Source organism: Paenibacillus sp. FSL L8-0638 (assembly GCF_038593075.1).
Classification (GTDB): domain Bacteria; phylum Bacillota; class Bacilli; order Paenibacillales; family Paenibacillaceae; genus Paenibacillus; species Paenibacillus polymyxa_D.
The window spans coordinates 4,729,985-4,752,447 of the sequence record NZ_CP151960.1; the positions used below are offsets into that span (position 1 = coordinate 4,729,985).

25 protein-coding genes are annotated in these 22,463 nt (G+C 46.4%); 10 read left to right on the forward strand and 15 right to left on the reverse strand.

The features are described from left to right. Positions 1-103: 103 nt before the first annotated feature. Positions 104-1,294 carry an NAD(P)/FAD-dependent oxidoreductase gene (locus MKY35_RS20980; RefSeq protein ID WP_025724040.1) on the reverse strand — a complete coding sequence of 397 codons (1,191 nt, stop codon included), beginning with the start codon at positions 1,292-1,294 and terminating at the stop codon, positions 104-106. A gap of 231 nt (positions 1,295-1,525) precedes the next feature. Here MKY35_RS20980 and MKY35_RS20985 point away from each other — a divergent pair, with 231 nt between their 5' ends. Continuing rightward, a complete protein-coding gene (locus tag MKY35_RS20985; protein ID WP_342444747.1) occupies positions 1,526-2,530 on the forward strand; it encodes an NAD(P)/FAD-dependent oxidoreductase in 1,005 nt (334 codons plus the stop codon). A 160-nt stretch (positions 2,531-2,690) separates the two neighbouring features. Here the strand turns inward: MKY35_RS20985 and sda are convergent, their stop codons facing one another. Both sda and MKY35_RS20995 read right to left on the reverse strand, forming a co-directional pair. Continuing rightward, positions 2,691-2,834 (reverse strand): sporulation histidine kinase inhibitor Sda, encoded by a 144-nt coding sequence (sda, locus tag MKY35_RS20990; RefSeq protein WP_007431918.1) that lies wholly within the window; start codon positions 2,832-2,834, stop codon positions 2,691-2,693. Between the two features lie 282 nt (positions 2,835-3,116). Then, on the reverse strand, positions 3,117-3,773 hold the full coding sequence (locus MKY35_RS20995; RefSeq protein ID WP_342444748.1) for a YheC/YheD family protein: 657 nt from the start codon (positions 3,771-3,773) through the stop codon (positions 3,117-3,119). 217 nt (positions 3,774-3,990) lie between these two features. Between MKY35_RS20995 and MKY35_RS21000 the strand changes: the two genes are divergently transcribed. Next, entirely contained in the window at positions 3,991-5,526 is a 1,536-nt protein-coding gene (locus MKY35_RS21000) for a Ppx/GppA phosphatase family protein (protein ID WP_342444749.1), read from the forward strand. Here MKY35_RS21000 and ppk1 read toward each other — a convergent pair. Then, positions 5,486-7,594, reverse strand: a complete 2,109-nt coding sequence (gene ppk1, locus MKY35_RS21005; RefSeq protein WP_342444750.1) for a polyphosphate kinase 1 — start codon at positions 7,592-7,594, stop codon at positions 5,486-5,488. The genes MKY35_RS21000 and ppk1 overlap by 41 nt on opposite strands. Before the next feature lie 307 nt (positions 7,595-7,901). On the opposite strand from ppk1, the gene MKY35_RS21010 reads away from it, so the two are divergent. The 3 genes from MKY35_RS21010 to MKY35_RS21020 all read left to right on the forward strand — a co-directional run bounded on the left by MKY35_RS21010 (position 7,902) and on the right by MKY35_RS21020 (position 9,869). Then, the gene (locus MKY35_RS21010; RefSeq protein WP_007431922.1) at positions 7,902-8,147 is read left to right on the forward strand and encodes a hypothetical protein; all 246 of its coding nucleotides are present in this window, start codon (positions 7,902-7,904) and stop codon (positions 8,145-8,147) included. A 201-nt stretch (positions 8,148-8,348) separates the two neighbouring features. After that, positions 8,349-9,011: a futalosine hydrolase gene (locus MKY35_RS21015; RefSeq protein ID WP_342446685.1), complete on the forward strand. Its 663-nt coding sequence runs from the start codon at positions 8,349-8,351 to the stop codon at positions 9,009-9,011. Then, positions 9,012-9,869: a 1,4-dihydroxy-6-naphthoate synthase gene (locus MKY35_RS21020; RefSeq protein ID WP_342444751.1), complete on the forward strand. Its 858-nt coding sequence runs from the start codon at positions 9,012-9,014 to the stop codon at positions 9,867-9,869. 156 nt (positions 9,870-10,025) lie between these two features. Here MKY35_RS21020 and MKY35_RS21025 read toward each other — a convergent pair whose 3' ends face one another. From MKY35_RS21025 to MKY35_RS21045, 5 genes are all read right to left on the reverse strand, one after another. Then, a complete protein-coding gene (locus MKY35_RS21025) occupies positions 10,026-10,346 on the reverse strand; it encodes a hypothetical protein (RefSeq protein WP_023990165.1) in 321 nt (106 codons plus the stop codon). Between the two features lie 313 nt (positions 10,347-10,659). After that, entirely contained in the window at positions 10,660-10,950 is a 291-nt protein-coding gene (locus tag MKY35_RS21030; RefSeq protein ID WP_029518233.1) for a hypothetical protein, read from the reverse strand. An 18-nt stretch (positions 10,951-10,968) separates the two neighbouring features. Beyond that, the gene (locus MKY35_RS21035; protein ID WP_039272696.1) at positions 10,969-11,295 is read right to left on the reverse strand and encodes a hypothetical protein; all 327 of its coding nucleotides are present in this window, start codon (positions 11,293-11,295) and stop codon (positions 10,969-10,971) included. A 57-nt stretch (positions 11,296-11,352) separates the two neighbouring features. After that, a complete protein-coding gene (locus MKY35_RS21040; protein ID WP_342444752.1) occupies positions 11,353-11,967 on the reverse strand; it encodes a hypothetical protein in 615 nt (204 codons plus the stop codon). Positions 11,968-12,051: 84 nt separating this feature from the next. Then, positions 12,052-12,981, reverse strand: a complete 930-nt coding sequence (locus tag MKY35_RS21045; RefSeq protein ID WP_342444753.1) for a DMT family transporter — start codon at positions 12,979-12,981, stop codon at positions 12,052-12,054. A 149-nt stretch (positions 12,982-13,130) separates the two neighbouring features. On the opposite strand from MKY35_RS21045, the gene MKY35_RS21050 reads away from it, so the two are divergent. Next, positions 13,131-14,009 carry a LysR family transcriptional regulator gene (locus MKY35_RS21050; RefSeq protein WP_029518230.1) on the forward strand — a complete coding sequence of 293 codons (879 nt, stop codon included), beginning with the start codon at positions 13,131-13,133 and terminating at the stop codon, positions 14,007-14,009. 109 nt (positions 14,010-14,118) lie between these two features. Here the strand turns inward: MKY35_RS21050 and MKY35_RS21055 are convergent, their stop codons facing one another. Both MKY35_RS21055 and MKY35_RS21060 read right to left on the reverse strand, forming a co-directional pair. Beyond that, positions 14,119-15,693: a sigma-70 family RNA polymerase sigma factor gene (locus MKY35_RS21055; RefSeq protein WP_342444754.1), complete on the reverse strand. Its 1,575-nt coding sequence runs from the start codon at positions 15,691-15,693 to the stop codon at positions 14,119-14,121. Between the two features lie 93 nt (positions 15,694-15,786). Beyond that, positions 15,787-16,152, reverse strand: a complete 366-nt coding sequence (locus tag MKY35_RS21060; protein ID WP_342444755.1) for a hypothetical protein — start codon at positions 16,150-16,152, stop codon at positions 15,787-15,789. Positions 16,153-16,413: 261 nt separating this feature from the next. Here MKY35_RS21060 and MKY35_RS21065 point away from each other — a divergent pair, with 261 nt between their 5' ends. Next, a complete protein-coding gene (locus tag MKY35_RS21065; RefSeq protein ID WP_039272700.1) occupies positions 16,414-16,614 on the forward strand; it encodes a hypothetical protein in 201 nt (66 codons plus the stop codon). Between the two features lie 149 nt (positions 16,615-16,763). On the opposite strand, the gene MKY35_RS21070 is transcribed toward MKY35_RS21065, so the two are convergent. Next, complete coding sequence (locus MKY35_RS21070; RefSeq protein ID WP_013311832.1) at positions 16,764-17,123, reverse strand: iron-sulfur cluster assembly accessory protein; 360 nt, start codon at positions 17,121-17,123, stop codon at positions 16,764-16,766. A 372-nt stretch (positions 17,124-17,495) separates the two neighbouring features. Here MKY35_RS21070 and mqnE point away from each other — a divergent pair, with 372 nt between their 5' ends. Next, positions 17,496-18,602, forward strand: a complete 1,107-nt coding sequence (mqnE, locus tag MKY35_RS21075; protein ID WP_023990177.1) for an aminofutalosine synthase MqnE — start codon at positions 17,496-17,498, stop codon at positions 18,600-18,602. 203 nt (positions 18,603-18,805) lie between these two features. Then, on the forward strand, positions 18,806-19,873 hold the full coding sequence (locus MKY35_RS21080) for an NAD(P)/FAD-dependent oxidoreductase (protein ID WP_029518224.1): 1,068 nt from the start codon (positions 18,806-18,808) through the stop codon (positions 19,871-19,873). An 84-nt stretch (positions 19,874-19,957) separates the two neighbouring features. On the opposite strand, the gene MKY35_RS21085 is transcribed toward MKY35_RS21080, so the two are convergent. Then, entirely contained in the window at positions 19,958-20,215 is a 258-nt protein-coding gene (locus MKY35_RS21085) for a YuzB family protein (RefSeq protein ID WP_023990179.1), read from the reverse strand. An 87-nt stretch (positions 20,216-20,302) separates the two neighbouring features. Here MKY35_RS21085 and MKY35_RS21090 point away from each other — a divergent pair, with 87 nt between their 5' ends. Continuing rightward, entirely contained in the window at positions 20,303-20,548 is a 246-nt protein-coding gene (locus MKY35_RS21090; RefSeq protein ID WP_013311836.1) for a NifU family protein, read from the forward strand. A 92-nt stretch (positions 20,549-20,640) separates the two neighbouring features. Here MKY35_RS21090 and MKY35_RS21095 read toward each other — a convergent pair whose 3' ends face one another. Together MKY35_RS21095 and MKY35_RS21100 are read right to left on the reverse strand one after the other, a co-directional pair. Beyond that, on the reverse strand, positions 20,641-21,405 hold the full coding sequence (locus MKY35_RS21095) for an SDR family oxidoreductase (protein ID WP_029518222.1): 765 nt from the start codon (positions 21,403-21,405) through the stop codon (positions 20,641-20,643). A 142-nt stretch (positions 21,406-21,547) separates the two neighbouring features. Beyond that, positions 21,548-22,390, reverse strand: a complete 843-nt coding sequence (locus tag MKY35_RS21100; RefSeq protein ID WP_039272704.1) for a MetQ/NlpA family ABC transporter substrate-binding protein — start codon at positions 22,388-22,390, stop codon at positions 21,548-21,550. Positions 22,391-22,463: the final 73 nt, after the last annotated feature.

The window sequence follows — 22,463 nt, forward strand, 5'->3', positions numbered from 1 at the left end:
ACTATACGTCGTCAAATAGTTATGAGTCAATACCTTTTTTTTATTCATCTAAATAAAAAAGGCCTCCAAGCTCCTTTCAAGGAGTCATGGAAACCTTCTGGCCTTAGAAAAACCGTCCTTTTTTCAGTACCAGTGGAATTCCGCCTATGATGAACAGATAGCGGAGATCGACAATTTTTTTCAATTGTGCGGCCACCCAACCTTTTATTTTGCGCTTGCCCACCACGGCGACGGCTTCGCCTTTTCCTAGAGAAGCAACCGTCCCTTTGTTGGAAAATACGAACTTGTGCAACTCCTTTTTGCGGAGAGTAGCGGCTAGATTCTTGGCACAAAGCACCCCTTGCTGCATCGCAATTTGGGCCGTCGGTGGATAGGGGCGTCCTTCAGGATTAAACATCAGGGAGCTGTCCCCGATAATAAAAATGTCATCATGACCCGGTGCACGCAGAAAATCGTCGATTTTCACCCTTCCGCGCATCACTTCGAATCCGGCTTTCTCGATTAATCCGTTCCCACGGATTCCTCCCGTCCAGACCACGGTGCAGGCTTCGATTTTCTCACCCTCACCAACGATTACACCATCCTGTAAGCATTCCTTAATCGGAATTCCAATGCGGAAGGTGACCCCTTTTCGCTTAAGGACATCCATCGCATACTCCACCAGCTCAGGATCGAACCCTGGCAGTGCCGTAGGAGCCGCCTCGACGTTAATGATTTGAATCCGGTTAAAGTCGATGTCATACGCTCTAGCGAGCTGTGGCAAACGATCCGCCAACTCCGCTACAAACTCAATCCCGCTAAAACCAGCGCCTCCTACGACGAAATTAAGGCGACCTGGCTTACCGTCATTTTTATACAGGGCCAGTTGGTATTCAATATGCTCACGAATCAGGCGAACCGAGTTAATGCTGCGAATCGTCAGCGCGAACTTATCCATCCCAGGAATACCGAATGTTTCTGGCTCCCCGCCTAGTCCGATGACCAAATAATCGTAGGACAGCGAGCCATCCTCCAGCACGATTTTTTTCTCCTTTGGTATGATTTCCTTAACCGTTCCTTTGACTAAATCCACCTTGAACTCATCGATTAGCTGCGCAATCGGAATCCTTGAATGTTCAATCGTATCTGTACCTGCCGCAGGCATATGAAGATGTGTCGTAATATAGTGGTAATCATGACGGTTGATCAGCGTGACATCCGCCTCATTGTGCTTGAGCTCCTTTTGCAATTGCTGAGCCGTCAATATACCGCCATATCCGGCGCCCACAATGACAATTTTGGGAATACTGCTCATGCTTCTACCCCTTCCGATATACATAATTATTCAAAGCTGTTCTCTCAAAACGGTTAATTTACACTCACAAAAAAGTCTTCATCAAATATTAATAGCTTTAACTTTGCAAGCGGAACCTGGCAGTTTATAATGATAAACAGTGAATCATGCGTTCGGCGGCTATCTGAACCTCTATGCGGCTGATTCAATAATTACAAATCCCATACTATCCCTTTCGGAGGTGTTTTTAGAGTGACAACTCAATCCACAGGCGCGGACATCCGCGATCTGATCATTATTGGAGGTGGTCCAGCCGGTATTTTCGCCGCTTTTTACGGAGGAATGCGTCAGGCATCCGTCACCTTAATTGAAAGTATGCCCCAACTGGGCGGCCAGCTTGCAGCCCTTTATCCTGAAAAATATATTTATGACGTCGCTGGCTTTCCTAAAGTAACTGCACAGGAACTAGTCAACAATTTGGTTCAACAAATGAACCACTTTAATCCAGAAGTGCAGCTAGAAGAGAAAGTCGTATCGTTAGAGAAAAAAGAAGAACGCCACTTCATCGTAAAAACAGACAAAGGTGGCGAGTATCATGGTAAGGCGGTTATTATTACCGCTGGTGTTGGTGCTTTCGAGCCGCGCAGACTGGAGCTTCCAGGTGCCGAACGTTTTGAAAAAACGAACCTGCATTACTTTGTCAGCGACCTGAGCAAATTTGCAGGCCGAAAAGTGCTAATCAGTGGTGGTGGTGACTCTGCTGTAGACTGGGCACTTATGCTGGAACCGATTGCAGAACAGGTTACATTGATTCACCGCCGTGACAAATTCCGTGCGCATGAACACAGTGTCGAAAACCTCCTCGCTTCCAAAGTAAACGTGATTACACCAACGGAAATTACAGAATTGCATGGAGAAGACACGATTACGAAAGTCACTCTTGCTCATGTAAAAACCAAAGAAACACAGGAAATCGAAGTGGACGATGTGATCGTTAACTTTGGATTTGTATCCACACTTGGCCCGATTGCTGAATGGGGAATTGAAATCGAAAGTAATTCCATCGTGGTCGATTCTCGCCAGGAAACCAATATTCCCGGCATTTTCGCCGCAGGGGATATTACAACCTATCCAGGCAAGCTCAAGCTGATTGCGGTCGGCTTTGGTGAAGCCCCTACGGCAGTCAACAACGCCAAGGTCTATGTAGATCCAGATGCCAAGTTGTCTCCTGGTCACAGCAGTAACATGAAAATGTAGTTTAGTTTAGACTATGACAAAAAAGGGTATTTTACTCCAAATTTGAATGTTTGGAGTGAAATACCCTTTTTTACGGTGTGCCTATTCGTTGCAGTGATTGTCCGTAAAGCCATTCGAACCCTGAATGACTTTACAGTCGCAGTACGAGAGCTTGTCCGGTCTAATGAAGGACTACGGCTGTATTCATCTCTAGATTTCTTTTGTGAATTTCAGCCAGCAACAGTGCAATGAAGTCACATTCAAGTTTAAGCTCGATTGCCATCTGATAGGAATCCAAAAGCATCTCATCCGTCAGCATAGCCATCCTCGACACAACCTTTCCTTTTATTTCAAAATCTATTCTATCAAAATACCAAAAACGGAACAAGCGTTCTGTTATCCACAGCCAATTGTGGAAATCCTGTGTATAAATTGTTGGTAAGTGTCGTTAACCCTTATATGTGACAGGGGATAATGTGGACAATATTTATACACAGAATTTTGAAGCTTGAACACACAAAAAATATTTTTATTATTTATACAAATATATTATATTTAGCGTCTTGTTAATAGATTAAATTGGAATTTTTTTGAAGAAAACAGAAATTTATTGAGGTCTTGTATTAACCTCTAAAATCCATACCCTTCCATTCTGATCAAGCCCGTAATCAAATCCTAGTTGTCCAATCCCAGGAAACCTTTTTTCCAGCACAGGAATACAGCGCTGTGTAAGTTCAATGATCTCTCGCCGCTTTCGCGTAGCAAGCCGCCGGGGATATATCATTCGAAGCGCCTCTGTTCCCTTCAGCAAAGTTCCCCCTCTGCACAGATTCGTAATGACCAGTCCGGGACGAGCATGACGTGCAACTACCGCACGAAAATCCCATCTCTGCCCTTCCTTCACAACTTTGACTCGATAGTCGACAGGTCTACCTTGAATACTTGCCAGTTGGATCCCTTGTTGAATGAGATATGGGCGTTGGATTCGGAGCTTATGGATTCCGATTACAAGTGCTCTAAAATGACTGAACCGGTGCGTGTGCTCCATACGCGTGCAGGTGTATCCCCTACGCTCCTTTGCCACACGCATGACTCCGATTCCTCCGCCTCCTTTCACAGGTTTTATAAACACAAAAGCATGCCGCCGCAGCATCATGCGCAATTGATCTTCACTATATAGACAGGTTTCCGGTATATAAACGGCGGTATGTGGATGGTGGAGCAGCGCCTTCGTCTTTAGCCATTTGCTTGCAAGTTGTCTCATCTAACCCTCTCCTTTCGCCGTCAGGTATACTTATACATACTCAACAGGAATGTTCTATTCTTGGATGATTGTCCGCGGCATGTGTCTATTTCGACAAGATCATGGCGAACGGTAGCTTGCACCGAATATCACTGGTACAATGACAATAATCTACTACCATTTGCACGGAACAGCGGAAATTACCGCCAAATCGTTTTTTCAACAAGGAGGTCAACTCATGAATAGCAAAATTGGCATCATGGACATTGGTTCAAACTCCATACGTCTGGTGATCTATGAAATGACAGAGACAGGAGCCTATCGCATTGTGCAGGAATGCAAAGAAGCTGCCCGACTGAGCGAAAAGGTTGGGGCCAACGGCCGTATGGAACGGGAGGCGATTCGAAGCATCGCTCCGTTGCTGCGCCAATTTATGGCGGTATGTCATATGCACGGGGTTGTCCGTATGCGTGCAGCAGCAACAGCAGCCATCCGCAATGCCACGAATTCGGACGAAATCGTCCAATGGATTGCGGAGGAGACAAATTTAACACTGGAAATACTGAGCGGAGAGCAAGAGGGCTATGCCGGTTTTCTGGGTGTAGTGAACACTATGAATGTGAGTGATGGAATCATCATTGACATCGGGGGTGGCAGTACCGAAATTACGCTGTTCCGCGATCGAAAGCGACTACATACTGTGTCATTTCCCTTTGGCGCCGTCAATATGAACTGGCGCTTTGGACGTGAGGTCAAGAATGGCGAATGGTCTCCTCAGCAGATTGAGGAAATGGAGAGCTTTGTCCGTTCTTCACTGCAAAATCATGATTGGATCTTCTCCAATCCGGATCTGCCATTCATCGGGCTAGGTGGGACCCTGCGTACTTTGGCTAAAATCAATCAGAAGCGGCAGGATTACTCACTTCCTGTGACGCACCATTACGAAATGACGATAGAAGATGTCGATTACTTCTATGGCAGTCTGCCCCATCTTCCCTATGAAAAACGCAAAAAAACAGCCGGCCTGTCCAAGGACAGAGCCGACATCATTGTACCGGGGCTTATTATATTGAAAACGATATTTGAAGCTGCTCAAGGCTCCGCGTATCTGGTCAGTGGAGCGGGTCTGCGAGACGGCCTATTTCATGAGCTGGTCAACGCGGAACAGCCCGTGGTAGCTAATCCGCTTATCACATCCATTCGCAATATCCTTTCGTTTGCTGTCCCGGTTAGCGAAGCGCATGTCAAGCGGGTTAACGAGTACGCCGTCCGGCTCTATGACACATTAGCTAGCGGAACCTCAGCTGCTATGGACAAACGCTTGTTACTGACCGCGGCAACTCTTTACAAAACGGGGGCTGCCTTGAATTACTATCATTTCCGGCAGAATTCCGTGTTCTGGATCTTACATGCAGGCATTGGCGGTTTATCCCATAGGGAAACGGCGCTAGCCGCGTTGATCGCGGATTATCATCCCAAGAACCGAACCCCTCGTTTGCTACGCACACATGCGGATATTTTGGAGCCTTCCGACGAGGAACGTGTACATCGGCTCGGCTCACTGCTCCAGCTCGCGATTGGCATGGATCGGAGTGAGTCCGGAATGATCACCAGCATCCATCCCACTACAGGGGATGATGCACTGCATCTTCGCCTGGAAAGCAAGAGTGAACCCATACTAGAACAACGGGAGCTAGAATCCGTTGCTAAGGATTTCCAAAAAGCGTGGAACCTTACATTGTCGTGGTCCATTCTACCTTCTTCCAATTTCTAACCTTCATCGCTTCAGATTGGCTCCTGATGGGAGCCTCTTTGTCGTTTCTGGACACAAATTGATAGCTGCCGTTAGGCAAAAGCTGGCGTGCCTTCACATTATCTTTTAAGGATAAATGCAGAATATCTGCCAGCATTTCTTTGATCCCGTCATCATAAATTGGGCACATCAGTTCAATTCGGCGGGTCAAATTGCGAGTCATCCAATCCGCACTGGACAGAAATAACTCGGAATTCCCTCCATTTTCAAAATAAAACAATCTGGAATGCTCCAGGAAGCGGTCCACAATACTGATGACACGTATGTTCTCGCTGAATCCTTCCACACCGGGACGCAAACAACAAACCCCTCTAATGATAAGATCAATCTTCACACCTGCTTGGGAAGCCGCATATAGTTCATCGATCATCTCCTGATTGGATAAGGAGTTGATCTTGGCAATAATCCGGGCGGGCTTACCTGCCAATGCTTGCTCTGCTTCCCTACGGATGAGTTCAAACAGCTTGTTCTTCATTCCCGTTGGAGCCACCGTAAAAGCTTGCAAAGTCTTGAGCGCAGAAAATCCCGTGATTTCATTAAACAGTTCGGAGGCATCCTCGCCAAGTACTGGATCCGACGTAAACAATCCGATATCCGTATACACGCGCGCCGTGCTTTCATTATAATTGCCTGTACCTACATGCACATATCGTTTGAGCGCGTTGCGCTCATGGCGTATGACAAGAATGATTTTGGCGTGCGTCTTCAAGCCAACCAACCCATACACTACGTGACAGCCTGCTTTTTCAAGCGTACGCGCCCAGGCAATATTACGTTCCTCGTCAAAACGGGCTTTCAGCTCCACCACCACTGTTACCTGCTTGCCCGATTCGGCCGCACGTGCCAATGCCGGAATCAGCTTCGATTCCCCGTTGACACGGTACAGGGTCATTTTGATTGCCATCACATCCGGGTCCTCTGATGCCTCAATGATAAAATCAGTTACCGCATCGAATGATTCATACGGGTGGTACACGAGCACGTCCCGTTTGCGAAGTACGTTGAAAATATCCTCTTGCGGGGGGAGTTCTTCCGGATACAGTGGTTTGATTACCGGAAATTTCAAATGCGAATACCCCTCCAAATGATCGGCAAAAGACGACAAAAACGTCAGATCCAACGGCCCGTCCACCTCAAACACATGGTCGAACAGCTTGAATTCGCGTTGAAGCTCCATCAGGGCATAGGGATGAATCCCTTTTTCTACTTCCAATCTTACTGGCGCGCCCCGTCGTCTTCGACGCAGCTCTTTTTCAATCTCTTCGAGCAAATCTTCGATTTCTTCTTCATTAATGGACAAATCGGAGTTACGTGTCACACGAAAGGCATGAACGGCCTCTGGGACATACCCAGTGAACAGCGTTTGGATATGATGCTTGATCAGTTCCTCAATTAAAATAAATGATTTCTTCTTGCTATTGGAACGTAACGGCACTGTAACCACACGTGGAATATTCGAAGGCACCTGCACAATGGCAAAAAGCGGTTTATCCTCCTCCGTATCCCCCGGACGTCTCAAAACGACCGCTAAATATACGTATTTATTGTGAACGAGTGGAAAAGGACGGCTCTGATCGACCGCCATCGGCGTGAGCACCGGAAATATAATTTCATGAAAATATGCATCCAGCGACTTGCGCTGTGTCGTATTCAAGTCTTCATATTCGAGTAGTAAAAGACCTTTTTTCGTCAAGAGGCGAGAAATATCACGATAGGTCCGGTATTGTTCCGATACCATCGAGACAGTACGCTTGATCAGGCGTTTGTACAAACCGGAGGGGGTATATCCCGTAAAATCCTTTTGCATAAAACCCGCCTTGATTTTCTCGCGCGTCTCTGCAACACGAACAGCCATAAACTCATCCAAATTGCTAGATACAATCGCCAAAAATTTGGCTCTCTCCAGCAACGGTGTATCTGCATCCTGAGCTTCCTGAAGCACACGGCGATTAAATTCAATCCAGCTTAAATCTCGGTTAAAGTAACGTTCTGACCCGGCTTTATCCTTATTCTGACTCTCTATCAACATATGGCCTCCATCAATTCATGCAGTATAGTTACCCTTTATTGTACTATTAGATGAAACGCACTAGCATCACAGTAGTGTAAACGCAATGTAAAATGTGTGTAAACACAAACTGGATACTTGAAAAGGTCATTCGGATGCTTTACAAAAATAGCATTAAGCGGTACAGTGTTTACGTCTGTTTCATAGAGTAGATTGAAGAACCGTTTCTTTTTCAGCTGTTTATGTTCGTTATGATGTGTAGTAACCACTTAGAAGCCACGTTCAATTGCTGATTTTTAAATGGCATGATATAGGGAGGATTTACGTTATGGAACCCAAGAAAACGCCACGCGTACTGCAAAAAAACATCGAATTTTTCACCGCAGCGCTGTCTCAACACCTCGTTTCGGTCTGGCAAGAGGACCCTACAGGTGTATACTGTGAGATTGGCTGTGGATATATCGAGTTATTCAGTAGCGAGATGATTCGGGTGCGCAATCAAGATGGAACCCCAAGCCATTATGACCGCAATATTACCATGTTTCAGCTAATCACAAAGGATCAGCCGATATAATTATTATATGCTATGCCTGCGCTGTTCTTCCAGATTAGAATTGCTTTATGTTTACAACTACCGATTTTCATATCTGCTGAATCTTGCAGTTTTTTCAAAAAGCGCCTCAGAGCGCTTTTTTTGTCGACTTTTTTTGAACATCGTTTTGAAAAGCAGTATGATAAGGGAGCATATTACCTAAATTTAAAGGGGAATCAACCGATGGAGCATACAATATCAGATGGTCGCATCCTGGTTATGACCGCGGTTGAAGGCGAACGGGAAGCTGTACTGCGGGGCCTAAAAGGCGACACCCGTTTTGTGGTCGAGCTGGCTGGCGTGGGCGCACCGTCCGCAGCGGCTTCAACCGCGCTAGCACTGGCGGCGGCTGGCGACTACCGTCTGGTCATCAGCGCCGGAATTGGTGGCGGCTTCGTGGAGGTCGCTGCACTGGAGAGCGTCGTTGTTGCTGACGCGATCATTGCCGTCGACCTGGGGGCCGAGACGGCAGAGGGCTTCAGCAGCGTGGACGAGCTGGGGTTCGGCTCAAACAAAATTGCCGTGAACGTTGCCATCGCGCAGCGATTCGTTCAGGCGTTGCGTGCCGCTGGACAGACGGCTGTCGCGGGGCCGATCCTGACCGTCTCTACGGCCACCGGTACGGCGGCAACAGCGGAACGGCTGGCCAAACGCGTTCCTGGAGCTGCTGCCGAAGCGATGGAAGGCTACGGCGTAGCCGTGGCAGCAAATAGGCTGGAGCTGCCGACGATGGAAATCCGCACGATTTCCAATGCTGTCGGTCCACGTGACCGTGCAGCCTGGCGAATCAAAGAGGCTTTGCAAGCGTTGGAAGCCGCATTTTCTACATTAACGGAGGTTATATAGATGCAAATTGCTTTTTCACCTTGTCCCAACGACACTTTTGTCTTCCATGCCCTGGCGCATGGTTTGATTCCGGGCGCACCCGCGCTGGACATTACATTCGCCGATATCGACATCACCAACAATCTGGCGATCACACCAGACGGACTGGATATCATGAAAATTTCGTATGCTGCACTCCCTTGGGTACTGGATGAATATGCCCTGCTGCCTTGTGGGGGCGCACTGGGCCGGGGTTGTGGGCCACTCGTGCTGACCAAGGAAGGTTCCACCGTCAAAGGCCCGGAAGCCCTGTCCGGCAAGCGTGTAGCCGTTCCGAGTGAACGTTCCACTGCCTATCTGCTGTTCCGCCTGTGGGCGGCCAAGCATGTGCCTGGGGGTGTCGGCGAGATCGTCGTGATGCCGTTCGACCAAATCATGCCTGCTGTCCGTGACGGGGAGATAGATGCCGGACTAGTTATTCATGAAGCACGGTTCACGTATCCGTCCTACGGGCTTAGTAAGCAAGTCGATCTGGGGAACTGGTGGGAAGAAGATACAGGGCTGCCGATCCCGCTCGGAGCTATTATTGCCCGCCGTACGCTGGATCTGGATGCTATCACAAACTGGATACGCGCCTCTGTCGAATACGCTTGGCAGCATCCCGAAGCTTCGCGTGAATATGTATTGTCTCATGCACAGGAGCTTTCACCCGATGTTGCCCAATCGCATATCGACCTGTACGTTAACGATTTTACCGCCAATCTGGGCGACAGCGGATATGCCGCCATCGAAGCTTTGCTCGGTCGTGCCGCGCAGGAAGGGCTGGTACCTTCGTTTGATTTAGCCCAACTGCGTCCTACATCCACAACAACACGTTAAAAGGGATAGACATGCCTTGCATGTTTTCCTACTGAATAGAGTAGTTTAAACATATAAAACCTCCCGAACGAGCACATGGCCTAGCCATGCGCCCCATTCGGGAGGTTTTATCATTTCATATGGCGAATCTTCATTCGACTCGCTTGATCCCTATACTTAGTTCTGTTCCTGCTCCACAACCTCGGTCTTAAATACGTTATCCAGTTTGGTACCCAATCTTTTGACCAGCGGCACCTTGATATCCCGGCTCAGCTCCTTGAAAAAAGCGTCCATGTCACAATTAATCTTATCCAACACGACCTTCACGGTACCCTCTTCCAAGATCTGCTCATTCAGATCCTCCGGTACGGTAACCGAGATATCATACTTCTTGCTTAACGTTTTAATGTAGCGGGTAAAGATTTCGATAAGCTCCTCATTGTTGAACTTCTCAACTGCAACTTGCCCTTTGTTGGTAAATTTCAAATTCACTCTCACGTTAGCATTTCCCCTTTTCCTTTTGACCATTTATTTTGGATAAACGTTGAACCTTTCAGAGGCTCTTCAAAGAAAGGGCCTTACCGGTCGTTTTAGACTCTTGTCCTTTGATATACTAAGTATAACACATTAAGGCCGTTTTCATTTCCCAACTTGTCGTTTTATGATAAAAAATGATAAAATTTGCGCATTTTCAGCATAAATTCTTTCTTTTCATGCCAATCATTAGGAATATCCCCTACACAAATACACAAAAAAACGCCTATCTCGCAAAAGAAAGACGTTTCCGTATAGATGCCTAAGTGGTATGCATTTACAGAGGTTTCGTACATTCCCAACCATGTGAACGATACTCACGCACAGCGTCTCGTATATCCTCAATATCATCAGAATGCAGCAAAACGGCAGGTAGAATAACCCAATATTCATTCTCCGCTAGATCAATAAATACGTCCTCGACATCGTAATATTGCATATCGCCAAATGCTGTATCCCTGATCTTCTGTCCAACTAAAGGTGTAAACGGAGAATCAAATGTTTTCATCACCTTCGTATATTCCTTCACGCCCGTTGCCGAGATCTGCTGTGAAATAATGACGCTCAATGCTGTTACCTCCCTGACCTAATAATGCTCATTATACCCTTCTCTCAGACCCTCTACAAAACCTTGCGTAAAAAAAATCATAAAAATCAATAGACCGATGCCAATAGCAACGGAGCTGATTACAATAATGAAGATGCCCTGCGTGTTTCTTTGTTCCATTCGTTTCGTCAAAATTCCAAAAACCAAACCTAAGACACCCAACAATCCTCCAAAGACAAAAAAACTAAATATGAACCCCAAACCTGCAAAAATCCAGCCAAAGAAAGCGAGCAGCCATCCCTGCTGCTGCGGCTCGCTCTGTTTCATCTGCCAGCGTTCCCTCGCTGTAGGTGTGTATCTGTCCATTCCTTAACTCCCCCGCTTCATCTGTAAAACCCAACATCGGAATACATTAGGTTCCTCCTATTGCTGACCGGTGAGTTTAAAAGTGCCGCCTTCCCGCTTCCCAAGCGGATAATTTTGAACCGTCATTTCCACCCTCGTATTCTTATCCCATACCGGAAGCTTGTCAGATGTACCGTACTCTTTCATAGCTACGTTTATGACTTCCTCCGCCTTCTTCGTCAATACAGCTGAGGACATATTATATTTACCATAACCTTGATAAGCACCGCCAAAACCAAGATTAGGTTGATTGTTCACATTCAGTAGCACACCCTTCAACGTGCCATCCTCTGTTACATCAAAAGTCACCTTTTCCAATACAAAATCATCGGTAACGACAGATGTCTGCTCTAACATATGCGTTATGGCTGACAGGTTAGCTGTTAATCTAACTCGTCCCAGTAGCGCCTCTGTATCGTTGTGTTGCTTCGTTAACGCTTGTGTTGTTTTATTTAGTAAAGCGTTCGCACTAGTTAAAGTATTGACCTTCGTATTCAGATTATAATTCCACACCGCCAAGGCTATACATCCTAGTACAGCTACTCCTGAAATGACTGTTGCTACAACTGCGAGCTTACGAACAGAATGTGCTTGCGGCTCCACAGACTGAGCATGACTGCTTAATTCTCCCATACCAAACTTCCTCTCTACTTATATAGTCATATTTTACTATTCCCTTCTCTGATAATCTAGTATATTTTTCCTAATTCCATATTTCTATGCATTTGTACAGGAATTCGTTTCATCAGCCCTGGAGTTTCGGTTCTTTCGTTTTCCAGGAGATGCTGTATTTACCAGATACACACTGCCTGCAATCAGCACCAGCCCCACCACAAACGTCAAAGTAAGCGATTCCTTGAGCATTACCATACTAAAGACTGTGGACAACACCGGAATCATAAACGTATATGAGCCGACGGTTCCCGCATCTCCGTTGTCGATCAGTTTAAAATAAATTATCCAGCCCATCGCAATCACGAATATCGAAATAAACAATAAAATTGCGATAAAGGAGGTTGTCCAGTGAATATCGCTCCATTTCTCGGTCGTAAATCCAATCCCATTGAGTATAATCCCTCCCAAAACGAGCTGCATCGTCACCGCCCAAATGGAGTCCAGCTGCTGACTTTTTTTCTTCATATAAATCGTTCCGAGCGCCCAGCACAGTCCTGAAGCTAGCCCCAACACAATGCCCAGTACCGACAAATGCCCTGCCATCCCACCAGAGCTAATCACGATCACCCCGCCAAAACCTAGTACCAGTCCAATCACCTTCAGGGGAAACATGCGCTCCCCCAACCACATCCAAGAGAATAATCCCAACAGGATTGGCTGAAGGAATACTAAAGTGGAAAATAACCCAGCAGGCAAATAACGCAGCCCTACCGTCTGCAAGCCATAATAGCCTGCAATATTAAATATGGCCAGCACAAGATAAGTCCACGCATTCTGTCTAAAACGCAAGGTTTCCCGGTGACGTATAGCGAACAATAGCAGAATCACACCACCCAGCAGGGTACGGATTCCTGAAAAAAATATCGGCGGCGTATCTGGCAAAGCCAGCTTGGTCAACGGCCAGTTGATCCCCCATACCATCACTAATATCAAGACAAGCCACAACGTAGCTTTAGGTGTTAATTTTTTCATAGATGTCTTCTCTCCCTTAGATTTTTCATCGCTCATTGCTACCGACTAAAATCTGAATAGCCGTTTGCAAAGTTTTGCTTTACTAGCGTATACTGTGGTCACTAATAAATAAAATGAATGTTTTCAATAAGGGAGATAACTTTTCACTTATGACCATTACTCAGATTATGATCTTCGTTCGTGTAGCTGAAACGCTAAACTTCACCCAAACTGCCCATGAGCTGCATATGACGCAGCCCGCGGTCAGCCATGCCATCGCCAGCATCGAAAACGAGCTGGGTGTCCAGCTATTGCTGCGCGACCGAAAAAAAGGAGTGCTGCTGACAAATATCGGGCACAAGGTACTGCTGCAATTCCGTATGATGCTGCAAAGCATGGAAAAGGTACAGCAGCAGGTGGCTGCTGAAAAAGGTCTAGACGTGGGCACGATCACGATCGGTGCCTTTCCTTCTGCCTCAGCCTATTTTCTGCCCCCGATTATTCATCATATTCGTCAGCATTATCCGAACCTTGTTTTCGATCTACATGAAGGCTCCACGAATGAAGTCAAGGAGTGGGTGCATACCAGAGAAATCGAAGTCGGTATCATCCTGTTACCAGACCCTCAGGTAGATATCATCCCATTATGTCAGGATGACATGGTTATTCTCCTGCCAGACGGTCACCCTCTACAATCGCACAATAAAATTGCCATCCGTGACTTGAATGAGCAGGATATGATCTTTTGTAAAGGTGGACATGAGGTCGCCATTATGGAAGGTTTTGAACGCGAACAAAGTCAGTTGCAGGCACAATTCATTACTCACAATGTCAGCACCTTGGTCAGCATGGTTCGACAAGGACTGGGTATGGGCATTGTTTCTTCACTCGCCTTGTCCACGTTTCCCCATGATCTGACCGTCAAGGAGACTTCACCTCTGATCACACGTCAAATCGGTATCGCTGTACCGTCCCTGCATAATGCTTCTCTGGCTGTACAGTTATTTGTGCGGACCGCGCAGGAGCTGTTTACGGATATGAAGCAGTAGAACCCGGTGATTTTTCTTGTTTTAATATGGTGTACTAGAAAAATAAAAAGGAGTTTTCCATAAACGGAAAACTCCTTCGCACATTAGGCTATTTATTGCTACAGCTTGTTCAATGTCGGACCAAACCTCCGACTACATCATCCCATCGCCAAGAAACCTCATGTCCATGGAGATGCAGCCCCCCAAACCACTCATCGATCCCTTGAACTGCAATGCGGTCCGCTGATCCATTCAGTACCTCTTTACCCAACTCTGTAAGAATTACCTTTCGGTTCAGAAAATCCGGAATTTGTCTGAAATCCAAGCCAGCCTCATCCCCGTCAATCATCAGCAAAGGATGTTCGCCTTGCGCCAAAGCACGAATAAATTTCCAGTATTCGAGATCACCCATGCCAAGCACATGCAGAACGTCAGTTACCTGACGAAACAATTCCAATGCCGTATTCACTTCATTATGAACAGCCTGAAGCGTGGTCTGTTCCACAATGCCAAGACCATTCTGCTCCGAGGGCAGCCGCTTGAGATGCGCTGTGAAAGCTTCATAGGCAAAAGGCAGGCCGGATGCTGCCAATTCTGTCTTCTTGTCTTCCAGCAGATTAGCCATTTGAACAGGATCAGGAGAAGCATACGCCTGCCAAAGCTCGCTTCCGAGTTCCATTTCTTGCCGCCCAATAGTCCGCCAGGTACCGGATAATGTCTGAAGCTGTGCCGGAGTGAGCTGTCCCAAGCCATGAAAGCGTTCGATTCCCGGAAACTCCCCAATGCAGAGCAGGCTCAGCTTCGTGCGGCCCAGTTTCTGTCTTTTGAACCAGTGGAGCAGATAGGCGAGCATGCTCTGATCAAACAGGTCATGCTCAAACCACAATACGACTTCATCATACTTAATAAACTCACGAAGTTTCTGCTCCTGTTCCTCACAACCCATAATATATTCGCTGGTCGGAATACCCATCGATTCTTCTAGGACCCTGGCCCGCAATGCCCGTTCTTCCGCCCCTGCTGGATTTAAAAATATCGGTCCTGCCGGATATACCTCTCTCCATACAAGCACATCACCCTGTACAACACCCTGCTTCAACATCTCGCCTACAACATCACCGTTAACAATATGTAGCATGTTTTGCCCTCCCTCATACAAATGATTGAACACAGAAACGAGATCAGCTACCGGGAGTGTACCTTTCAGCTTTCGGCGAGCATCGTGTAGCCGCTTCTTAAGCGTCGGGACCGGAGTACCCAGATAATCCGAAATCTCCTGAAGAGAGTAGCCGTAAAAATAAAATAGCCGCAGAGGCACACGCAGCTTGGCAGACAGCGCCTTCACCGATTGTTGAAGAACTTGGCTCTCCTCCCTAAGCTCTGCAATTTCTGCTACACCCGGTACACCTCCCGATACCTGCACAGCCTCATCCAGAGGAAGCACCGAATGATGCTTGCGCCGCAGCATTCGCTGGCACTGTCTTACCACAATGGTCTTGAACCAGCCTGGAAAAGCGGACGGGGTCTGCAGCTTCTCCAGATTCTGATAAGCCTCCATGAACGCATCCTGCACGGCATCTTCCGCAAGATGGACATCCTTCAGCATGTCATAGGACACCGCATAGGCCATCCCGCGAAAATGCAGCATTAGCTGCCCGAACGCTTCTGCATCCCCTTGCCGTGCCTTTTCAACCCACTCCCTCATACGTCCCTAGCCTCTTTTCTTTCGTGTTCTTAGTCTTAAGTGCCAACTCCGTGGAGGAAGGTTACAAATCAGCTAGTTTCCAACAGAAATATATCATCCTTTATTTTTTACGAGGTTAAGTTCAATATGACTTCGACCATGTAGCCATAGCAGTTCGTCCTGTAAAAACGTCAATCCATCCTTACTACGCAAACGCTCGATCAGTTCTGTAACGACTTCCATTATCCCACGCTGTACATTCTTCGCTAGTTGGAGGCCCCCACTTTCCCCATCCACATAAAGATGTGGATGGTCCGGTTGTTCTACCTTTCGTACATGTCGCAGACACAATATCCCATGTTCAAGATAAAAGAAATAACTACGATCATACAGAACTCCCTCAATTAATTCATACATATGAGGATCATCATCAAGTCCATATGTCATGGTAGCCCTTTTTAAACTAACTGGATTGCTCATATATTCTTTCACTCCCTCAGAATTCAAATTGTAAGTTCCTATATTGAAATTTTAGTGAAGTAAAACTCTAATTAAAATAATGTGAATTTTTTATTTGATAAGTCCTGAATGTTTGTATGCAATACTGTAATTTATGTATAAGAAGTCGTTCATTAAATACATTCGCAATATGGTATATATATTAAATTAACTTCTATTTTGTTAATGAGGTACTTATACTATATGTTTTGAATTCTTATAATCAAATTGGAGAGTGATGCAATGAATTTTATAAAATCTATTTATACAAAACAAAACGTAAATAGCTCAGTACTCTTTTTTGCATTTTTAGTTTTATATAGTGTTTTTTCTAAGATTGAAATTAAACCCGTAGTTCTTTTGCTTTTTACAGTTGCATTTGCCTTTTTTAATGCCCTGAGTAAATTTGTCCAATCCACACGTAGTGATAATGATCCTAAGTAAGTAATCTCTACATATTAAAAAAGACCTCCAGGACGAATATAGTACGTGACTATACCGTTCTGGAGGTCTTGATTTACATTTTCGAATTGTTAACACCCCATCATGCAGGTTTGCAGACAATTCATTTCATTGTACCCTTTTAAACTACCTTAACAAGGCTCTTCGTTCGGTTTCCCGGCATCTGTAGCTGTACGGAAGCTTGAACCGCAGCCGCATGTAGCTACGGCATTCGGGTTATGAATCGTGAAGCCGCCTGACATTCCAGACTCTTCAAAGTCGATTTCCAGACCGTCCAGGTAGCGGATGCTTTCCTTTTCCACTACAATCTTCATATCCTGTACGTTCATATATATATCCTGATCCGTCTCGTTGTCGTCAAAGCCCATTGCATACGAGAATCCGGTGCAACCACCTGGCGTAACACCCAGACGTAAAAACATATTCGGCGTTTCCTGCTGCTCCAGCATATCCTTCAAACGCTCAGCAGCGGAATCGGTGATGTTAATCATAGCTCCATCCTCCTCTTTTACTTCATGTTCTCCTTCAGTATACTCCACTATTTGCAGGTGCTCAAGTCATGGAATGTCCTTCCCTTACAGGCTTCAAGACCTGTTTTTCTATTCGTTTGTATTGAACACCGGTGGTGTGAGGTTTATAATAGGTGAAGAGTGTGTAAAAGAAACTGTCGGAAATTTGTCATTTCAAAGGCGATATTTTGAGATATTCATCATTGTAGCCTGGCATTGTAACATTTTTCACATATCGTATATCCGCGCTGCCGGATTCTTACCGACGGAACGGGACATCCTGTGCGCATCAAGCGCTTGTGCCGCTGATTTGGCGGACAGCCTCGCACAGAGCAACTTGAAGGAGGAATAGGCATGTCCACATTAGTTACACCTTTTACAGACCGCAGAATGGCGGAAATTGTAGAAAAGGTACAGAACGGGATTCGTTTGAACCTTGAAGATGGTATATATTTGTATGAAACTGACGATATCCTCACACTGGGTCAGTTGGCTAACGAAGCTAATTTACGCAAGAATGGAAAAAAGGTTTATTTTATCGAAAACATGAGCCTGTACTTCACCAATGTATGCGAAGCGCGCTGCGCGTTCTGCAATTTCCGCAAGGATCAGGGGGAGGACGGCTCTTATACGTTGTCCGGGCAGGAAATGATTGATTATGTAGAGCAACACATCCATCCGGGAGTAAGAGAATTCCATATCGTCGGTGGTCATAATAATCATGTGCCTTTCCAATACTATGTAGACTCATTGAAGGCTCTGAATGAAAAATATCCCCACGTTACACTGAAAGCTTACACAGCAGCGGAAATTGACTTTTTCACACGCATAAGCGGCTTGAGTATTAAAGAAGTGCTCCAGGAGCTGCAAAAGGCTGGACTTCAATCCCTGACTGGTGGTGGCGCAGAAATCTTGTCCGACGAATATCGGAAGAAGATGCGTGTTACGAAAGCCAACGTGGACCGCTATCTCGAAGTACATCGCACGGCCCACAATCTCGGCATGAAAACTCATACGACTATGCTGTACGGTTCGGTCGAATCGTATCAGGATCGTATTGAACATATGCTGCAAATTCGTGAATTGCAGGATGAAACGAATGGATTTATGGTATTTATTCCACTGTCCATGCAGCCGAAAAGCAAAAACGCCAACATCATGCGTCGTAACTCCGCTTACGAGGATCTCAAAACCATTGCGATCAGCCGCCTGATGCTGGACAATATCGACCATGTCAAAGCTTACTTCATTAATATTGGCCCGCAATTGACACAGGTCGCTCTCACCTTTGGCGCATCAGACGTCCATGGCACGATTGTGCGCGAGCAGATCAGCCACGCCGCAGGTGCTTTGACCCCTGCCGGATTGACCCGTAAAGAGCTGATATGGCTGGTCAAAGGTGCAGGACGCATACCTGTAGAACGGGACACCTTCTATAACGAAATCGAAGTTTTCGAATAAATGTAATATCGGATTCAAATTTCCCGCGAGCATTTCATCCCCATTACTCACACCATGCAGCATCTGCTGCCTCGGAATACGCTGGTCTGCCTGCCAAAGGCAGGCCCGATTCTCGGGTTTTATAACAACAAAAACTTGTGTTAGATCGACGAGACACCAGACCATTTGCCGGGGACACGGTAGCGAAAGGAAGGCGAATTTTGATGAAAAATTTCGTTATTCTGGGGGGCGGCTATGGCGGCCTTACCATTGCCAAAGAATTGCTGGATAAACACATTCCCGACGATGTTCAAGTTATTTTAGTGGATCGAATGCCCTTTCAGGGATTGAAAACAGAGTACTATGCCCTCGCGGCAGGTACGGTATCTGATTTTGATTTGCGGGTGCATTTTCCAGATGAGCAACGTCTTATTCGCAAATACGGAGAGGTCACCTCGATGGATCTGGAGAATAAAATGGTCCATTTTCAAGACGGTGAACCCTTGCCCTATGACCAGCTTGTCATTGCGTTGGGTTGTACCGACCGCTTTCACAATACACCGGGGGCTGAAGAACACAGCTGTACGATCCAGTCGTTTAACCATACCCGCCAAACCTATCTGCGCTTGAACGAAATCAAGCCATATGGGCATGTTCATATTGTAGGCGGCGGTCTTAGTGGTGTTGAGATTGCAGCGGAGTTACGTGAAAGCCGCACGGATTTGAATATTACCATTATGGATCGGGGCGAGCGGGTGCTTTCAGCATTCCCGCAACGTTTGTCTGCCTATGTACATGCTTGGTTCAAGGAGCATCAGGTTAATGCCCTAAATCATGTTGCGGTTTCTCGTATTGAGCCGGGGGCTATTTATAACCGTGACGAGCAAATTGTAACGGATGCAGTGGTATGGACGGCCGGGATTCAGCCAGTAAAAATCGTGCAGGATTTAGCTGTCCCTAAAGACCCTCAGGGTCGTATCGTGCTCAACGATTACTACCAAATACCAGATCATCCAGAGGTATATGTGGTCGGAGACTGTGCGAGCCTTCCCTACTCTCCAAGCGCTCAGGCAGCAGAGGTGCAAGGGGAACAAATCGCACATATTGTACGTGATCTATGGAAAGGTCAAACGCCTCACCCGCATCCTTTAAAGCTGCGCGGTACATTAGGCGCACTTGGCAAGAAGGCCGGGTTCGGCTATGGCTTTATGGGCAGCACTTCATTGCGCGGACGTGTACCACGCCTGCTTAAAAGCGGTGTGCTCTGGAAGTCCAAACGCCATTTTGGCTGATCATGCTAAACAAACAAAGAAGACCCGCTCCCAGAGCAGGTCTTCTTTGTTTATTGCGTATATGGGGTAACAGAGCATTATATTTCAATCCAAGTCTAGGTTATCCCATGCTTCAGCTTCCTTAATTTTGTTCATAATCACTTCGTACAGAAGCTCTGCTGAATCTGCGGATACAATCTCACCATTGACCATCGCATAGGGTTCCGCGTTACACTGACCGCAATTGCTTAGGCAGCCGTATTCAATCACATCATAATCTGGATTCTGTTCCAGCTTGGACATGATTTCATCAGTGCCCCAATGCATATTACTGGTGCAAAACTCAATAATAGGTCTTAACATTTTTTCACCTGCTTTGGATGACGGGCATTTTAATTTGGCCCGCTTTGTAATATAATAATAAAGGTATAGGAAAGGAGTTGAATTCTAATGAGCGAAACACAAAGCGTTCAAATGTATGATGAAGTAGCAGATGTACTGGATAAGCTCCGTCCGTTCCTGCAACGCGATGGCGGCGACGTTGAGCTGGTTGACGTAGAAGACGGCATCGTTAAGCTGAAGCTGGTAGGCGCTTGCGGCAGTTGCCCAAGTTCCACAATCACGCTGAAAGCAGGGATTGAACGCGCTCTTCTCGAAGAAGTCGACGGCGTCCAAGAAGTGGTACAAGTATTTTAATGCTTGATGCATAATGATCATGAGAGTCTTGACTTCGGTAACGAAGCTCAAGACTCTTTTTTGTGTTACAGCGTCTGAGGGATCACTCAAGCTTATATGGTTGGCCGAATGGGGTCCAATCCTCCCGATACATCCATAATATTGCCTGTTATAAAATCCGAATGCTCCTCACATAAATAGGCGATCACTCGCGCAATGTCCTCCCCGCTCCCCGGACGTCCACGCGGTGTCTCTTTATCCTGCATGCCGATGACATCGGCGATTGACATTTCCTTATTTGCTCCTCGAATATCCCCTGGACAGATCATATTGACCGTGATGCCATAAGGAGCCTCCTCCACAGCCAGTGACTTCGTAAAAGACACCAGCCCCACCTTGGCGGCTGCGTAGACGGCGCGATGCGGCCAAGCCCTCGCTTCTCCAGCATGACCAAAGCCAAAATGAATAATACGTCCCCATTGCTGGCTACGCATATGAGGCAATACCAAATGATCCAGCAACATGGTACCGACCAGATTCCCTTGTATCATGGTATGAATCTCAGCTACACTGTAATCCGCAAACAGGCGGCGTTCCCGGATGAACGGTCCAGCATTATTCACCATAATATCGACTCCGCCTAGCCGATCCTGGACTTCACCAATCAGCCTCGTGATATCTTTCTGAACAGTGATATCCCCTTGTAAAGACAGGCAGCGTACTCCCTTAGACTCAATCACCCGCTTAAGCGCTTCGGCTTCTGCTTGGCTATGCACATAATTCAGCGCAATATTACAGCCTTCATTCGCCAGACGCAGAGCGGTCGTTTTACCTAAACCTTTGGCACTACCCGTTATGAATGCGACTTTATCTCTCAACAATTTTCCTCCTGTTCACAGAGAACGGTCACCCCCAAGTATAAAATATTTAAGCTTCCCCTACAACTCTATCCAAAAGAAACCCCAGTCCTCTTGTTCAAGAGAATCTGGGGTTTGCGTGCAATGCGTTCTCGTTCCCTACTTAAAATGCCGGGATAATTGCGCCTTGGTATTTATCTTCAATGAATTTTTTAGTTTCTGGGGATTGCAAAGCTTTAAGCAGCTTCTGAATCGCTTCAGAATCTTTATTATCAGGACGAGCTACCAGAACGTTAGCATATGGAGAATCTTTATCTTCCAGTGCCAGTGCATCCTTCGTCGGGTTCAGCTTAGCTTCCAAAGCGTAGTTCGTGTTAATCAACGCAATATCCACTTCAGGCAACTGACGTGGCAGCATAGCCGCTTCCAGCTCCTTGAATTTCAGGTTTTTCTTATTTTCAGTAATATCTTTTACCGTAGCTTCAATGTTGCTTGCGTCTTTCAGCTTGATCAGACCTTGTTTTTCCAACAACAGCAAAGCACGGCCTCCGTTTGTTGCATCGTTCGGAATGGCTACCGTTGCGCCATCTGGGAGTTCATCAAGCTTTTTATATTTTTGGGAGTAGATGCCGAAAGGCTCCAGGTGAACCGCGCCCACAGAAACCAAATTCATTTTGCGCTCTTTGTTCATCACATCCAGGTAAGGTACATGTTGATAGAAGTTAGCATCCAGCTGCTTGTCAAACAATTGAACGTTCGGCTGTACATAGTCGTTAAACTGAACGACTTGGAGACGAACCCCTTCTTTTTCCAACTGAGGTTTGATTGCTTCCAAAATTTCCGCATGCGGCACAGGAGAAGCTCCAACTTTCAGCTCCACTTCACGTGGTGATCCGCCTGTGTTTTCGGCCGCATTGTTTGTATCCGATGTTGTGCTCTTTGTGCCGCAAGCAGCCAGCACCGCAATTAATGTCAAGCTTAATACAGCCAATACCCATTTCTTCATGTTATTACCCCTCCAATAATTTGTAATATTCAGGAGCAGACGTCCTGATCAATAAGGATATCTATATGTTTTC

Coding starts and splice junctions, on each gene's coding strand:
- MKY35_RS20980 (WP_025724040.1), bottom strand. CDS start 1,294: ATGAGCAGTATTCCCAAAATTGTCATTGTGGGCGCCGGATATGGCGGT.
- sda (WP_007431918.1), bottom strand. CDS start 2,834: ATGGCTATGCTGACGGATGAGATGCTTTTGGATTCCTATCAGATGGCA.
- MKY35_RS20995 (WP_342444748.1), bottom strand. CDS start 3,773: ATGAGACAACTTGCAAGCAAATGGCTAAAGACGAAGGCGCTGCTCCAC.
- MKY35_RS21000 (WP_342444749.1), top strand. CDS start 3,991: ATGAATAGCAAAATTGGCATCATGGACATTGGTTCAAACTCCATACGT.
- ppk1 (WP_342444750.1), bottom strand. CDS start 7,594: ATGTTGATAGAGAGTCAGAATAAGGATAAAGCCGGGTCAGAACGTTAC.
- MKY35_RS21010 (WP_007431922.1), top strand. CDS start 7,902: ATGGAACCCAAGAAAACGCCACGCGTACTGCAAAAAAACATCGAATTT.
- MKY35_RS21015 (WP_342446685.1), top strand. CDS start 8,349: ATGGAGCATACAATATCAGATGGTCGCATCCTGGTTATGACCGCGGTT.
- MKY35_RS21020 (WP_342444751.1), top strand. CDS start 9,012: ATGCAAATTGCTTTTTCACCTTGTCCCAACGACACTTTTGTCTTCCAT.
- MKY35_RS21035 (WP_039272696.1), bottom strand. CDS start 11,295: ATGGACAGATACACACCTACAGCGAGGGAACGCTGGCAGATGAAACAG.
- MKY35_RS21040 (WP_342444752.1), bottom strand. CDS start 11,967: ATGGGAGAATTAAGCAGTCATGCTCAGTCTGTGGAGCCGCAAGCACAT.
- MKY35_RS21045 (WP_342444753.1), bottom strand. CDS start 12,981: ATGAAAAAATTAACACCTAAAGCTACGTTGTGGCTTGTCTTGATATTA.
- MKY35_RS21050 (WP_029518230.1), top strand. CDS start 13,131: ATGACCATTACTCAGATTATGATCTTCGTTCGTGTAGCTGAAACGCTA.
- MKY35_RS21055 (WP_342444754.1), bottom strand. CDS start 15,693: ATGAGGGAGTGGGTTGAAAAGGCACGGCAAGGGGATGCAGAAGCGTTC.
- MKY35_RS21060 (WP_342444755.1), bottom strand. CDS start 16,152: ATGAGCAATCCAGTTAGTTTAAAAAGGGCTACCATGACATATGGACTT.
- MKY35_RS21065 (WP_039272700.1), top strand. CDS start 16,414: ATGAATTTTATAAAATCTATTTATACAAAACAAAACGTAAATAGCTCA.
- MKY35_RS21070 (WP_013311832.1), bottom strand. CDS start 17,123: ATGATTAACATCACCGATTCCGCTGCTGAGCGTTTGAAGGATATGCTG.
- mqnE (WP_023990177.1), top strand. CDS start 17,496: ATGTCCACATTAGTTACACCTTTTACAGACCGCAGAATGGCGGAAATT.
- MKY35_RS21080 (WP_029518224.1), top strand. CDS start 18,806: ATGAAAAATTTCGTTATTCTGGGGGGCGGCTATGGCGGCCTTACCATT.
- MKY35_RS21085 (WP_023990179.1), bottom strand. CDS start 20,215: ATGTTAAGACCTATTATTGAGTTTTGCACCAGTAATATGCATTGGGGC.
- MKY35_RS21090 (WP_013311836.1), top strand. CDS start 20,303: ATGAGCGAAACACAAAGCGTTCAAATGTATGATGAAGTAGCAGATGTA.
- MKY35_RS21100 (WP_039272704.1), bottom strand. CDS start 22,390: ATGAAGAAATGGGTATTGGCTGTATTAAGCTTGACATTAATTGCGGTG.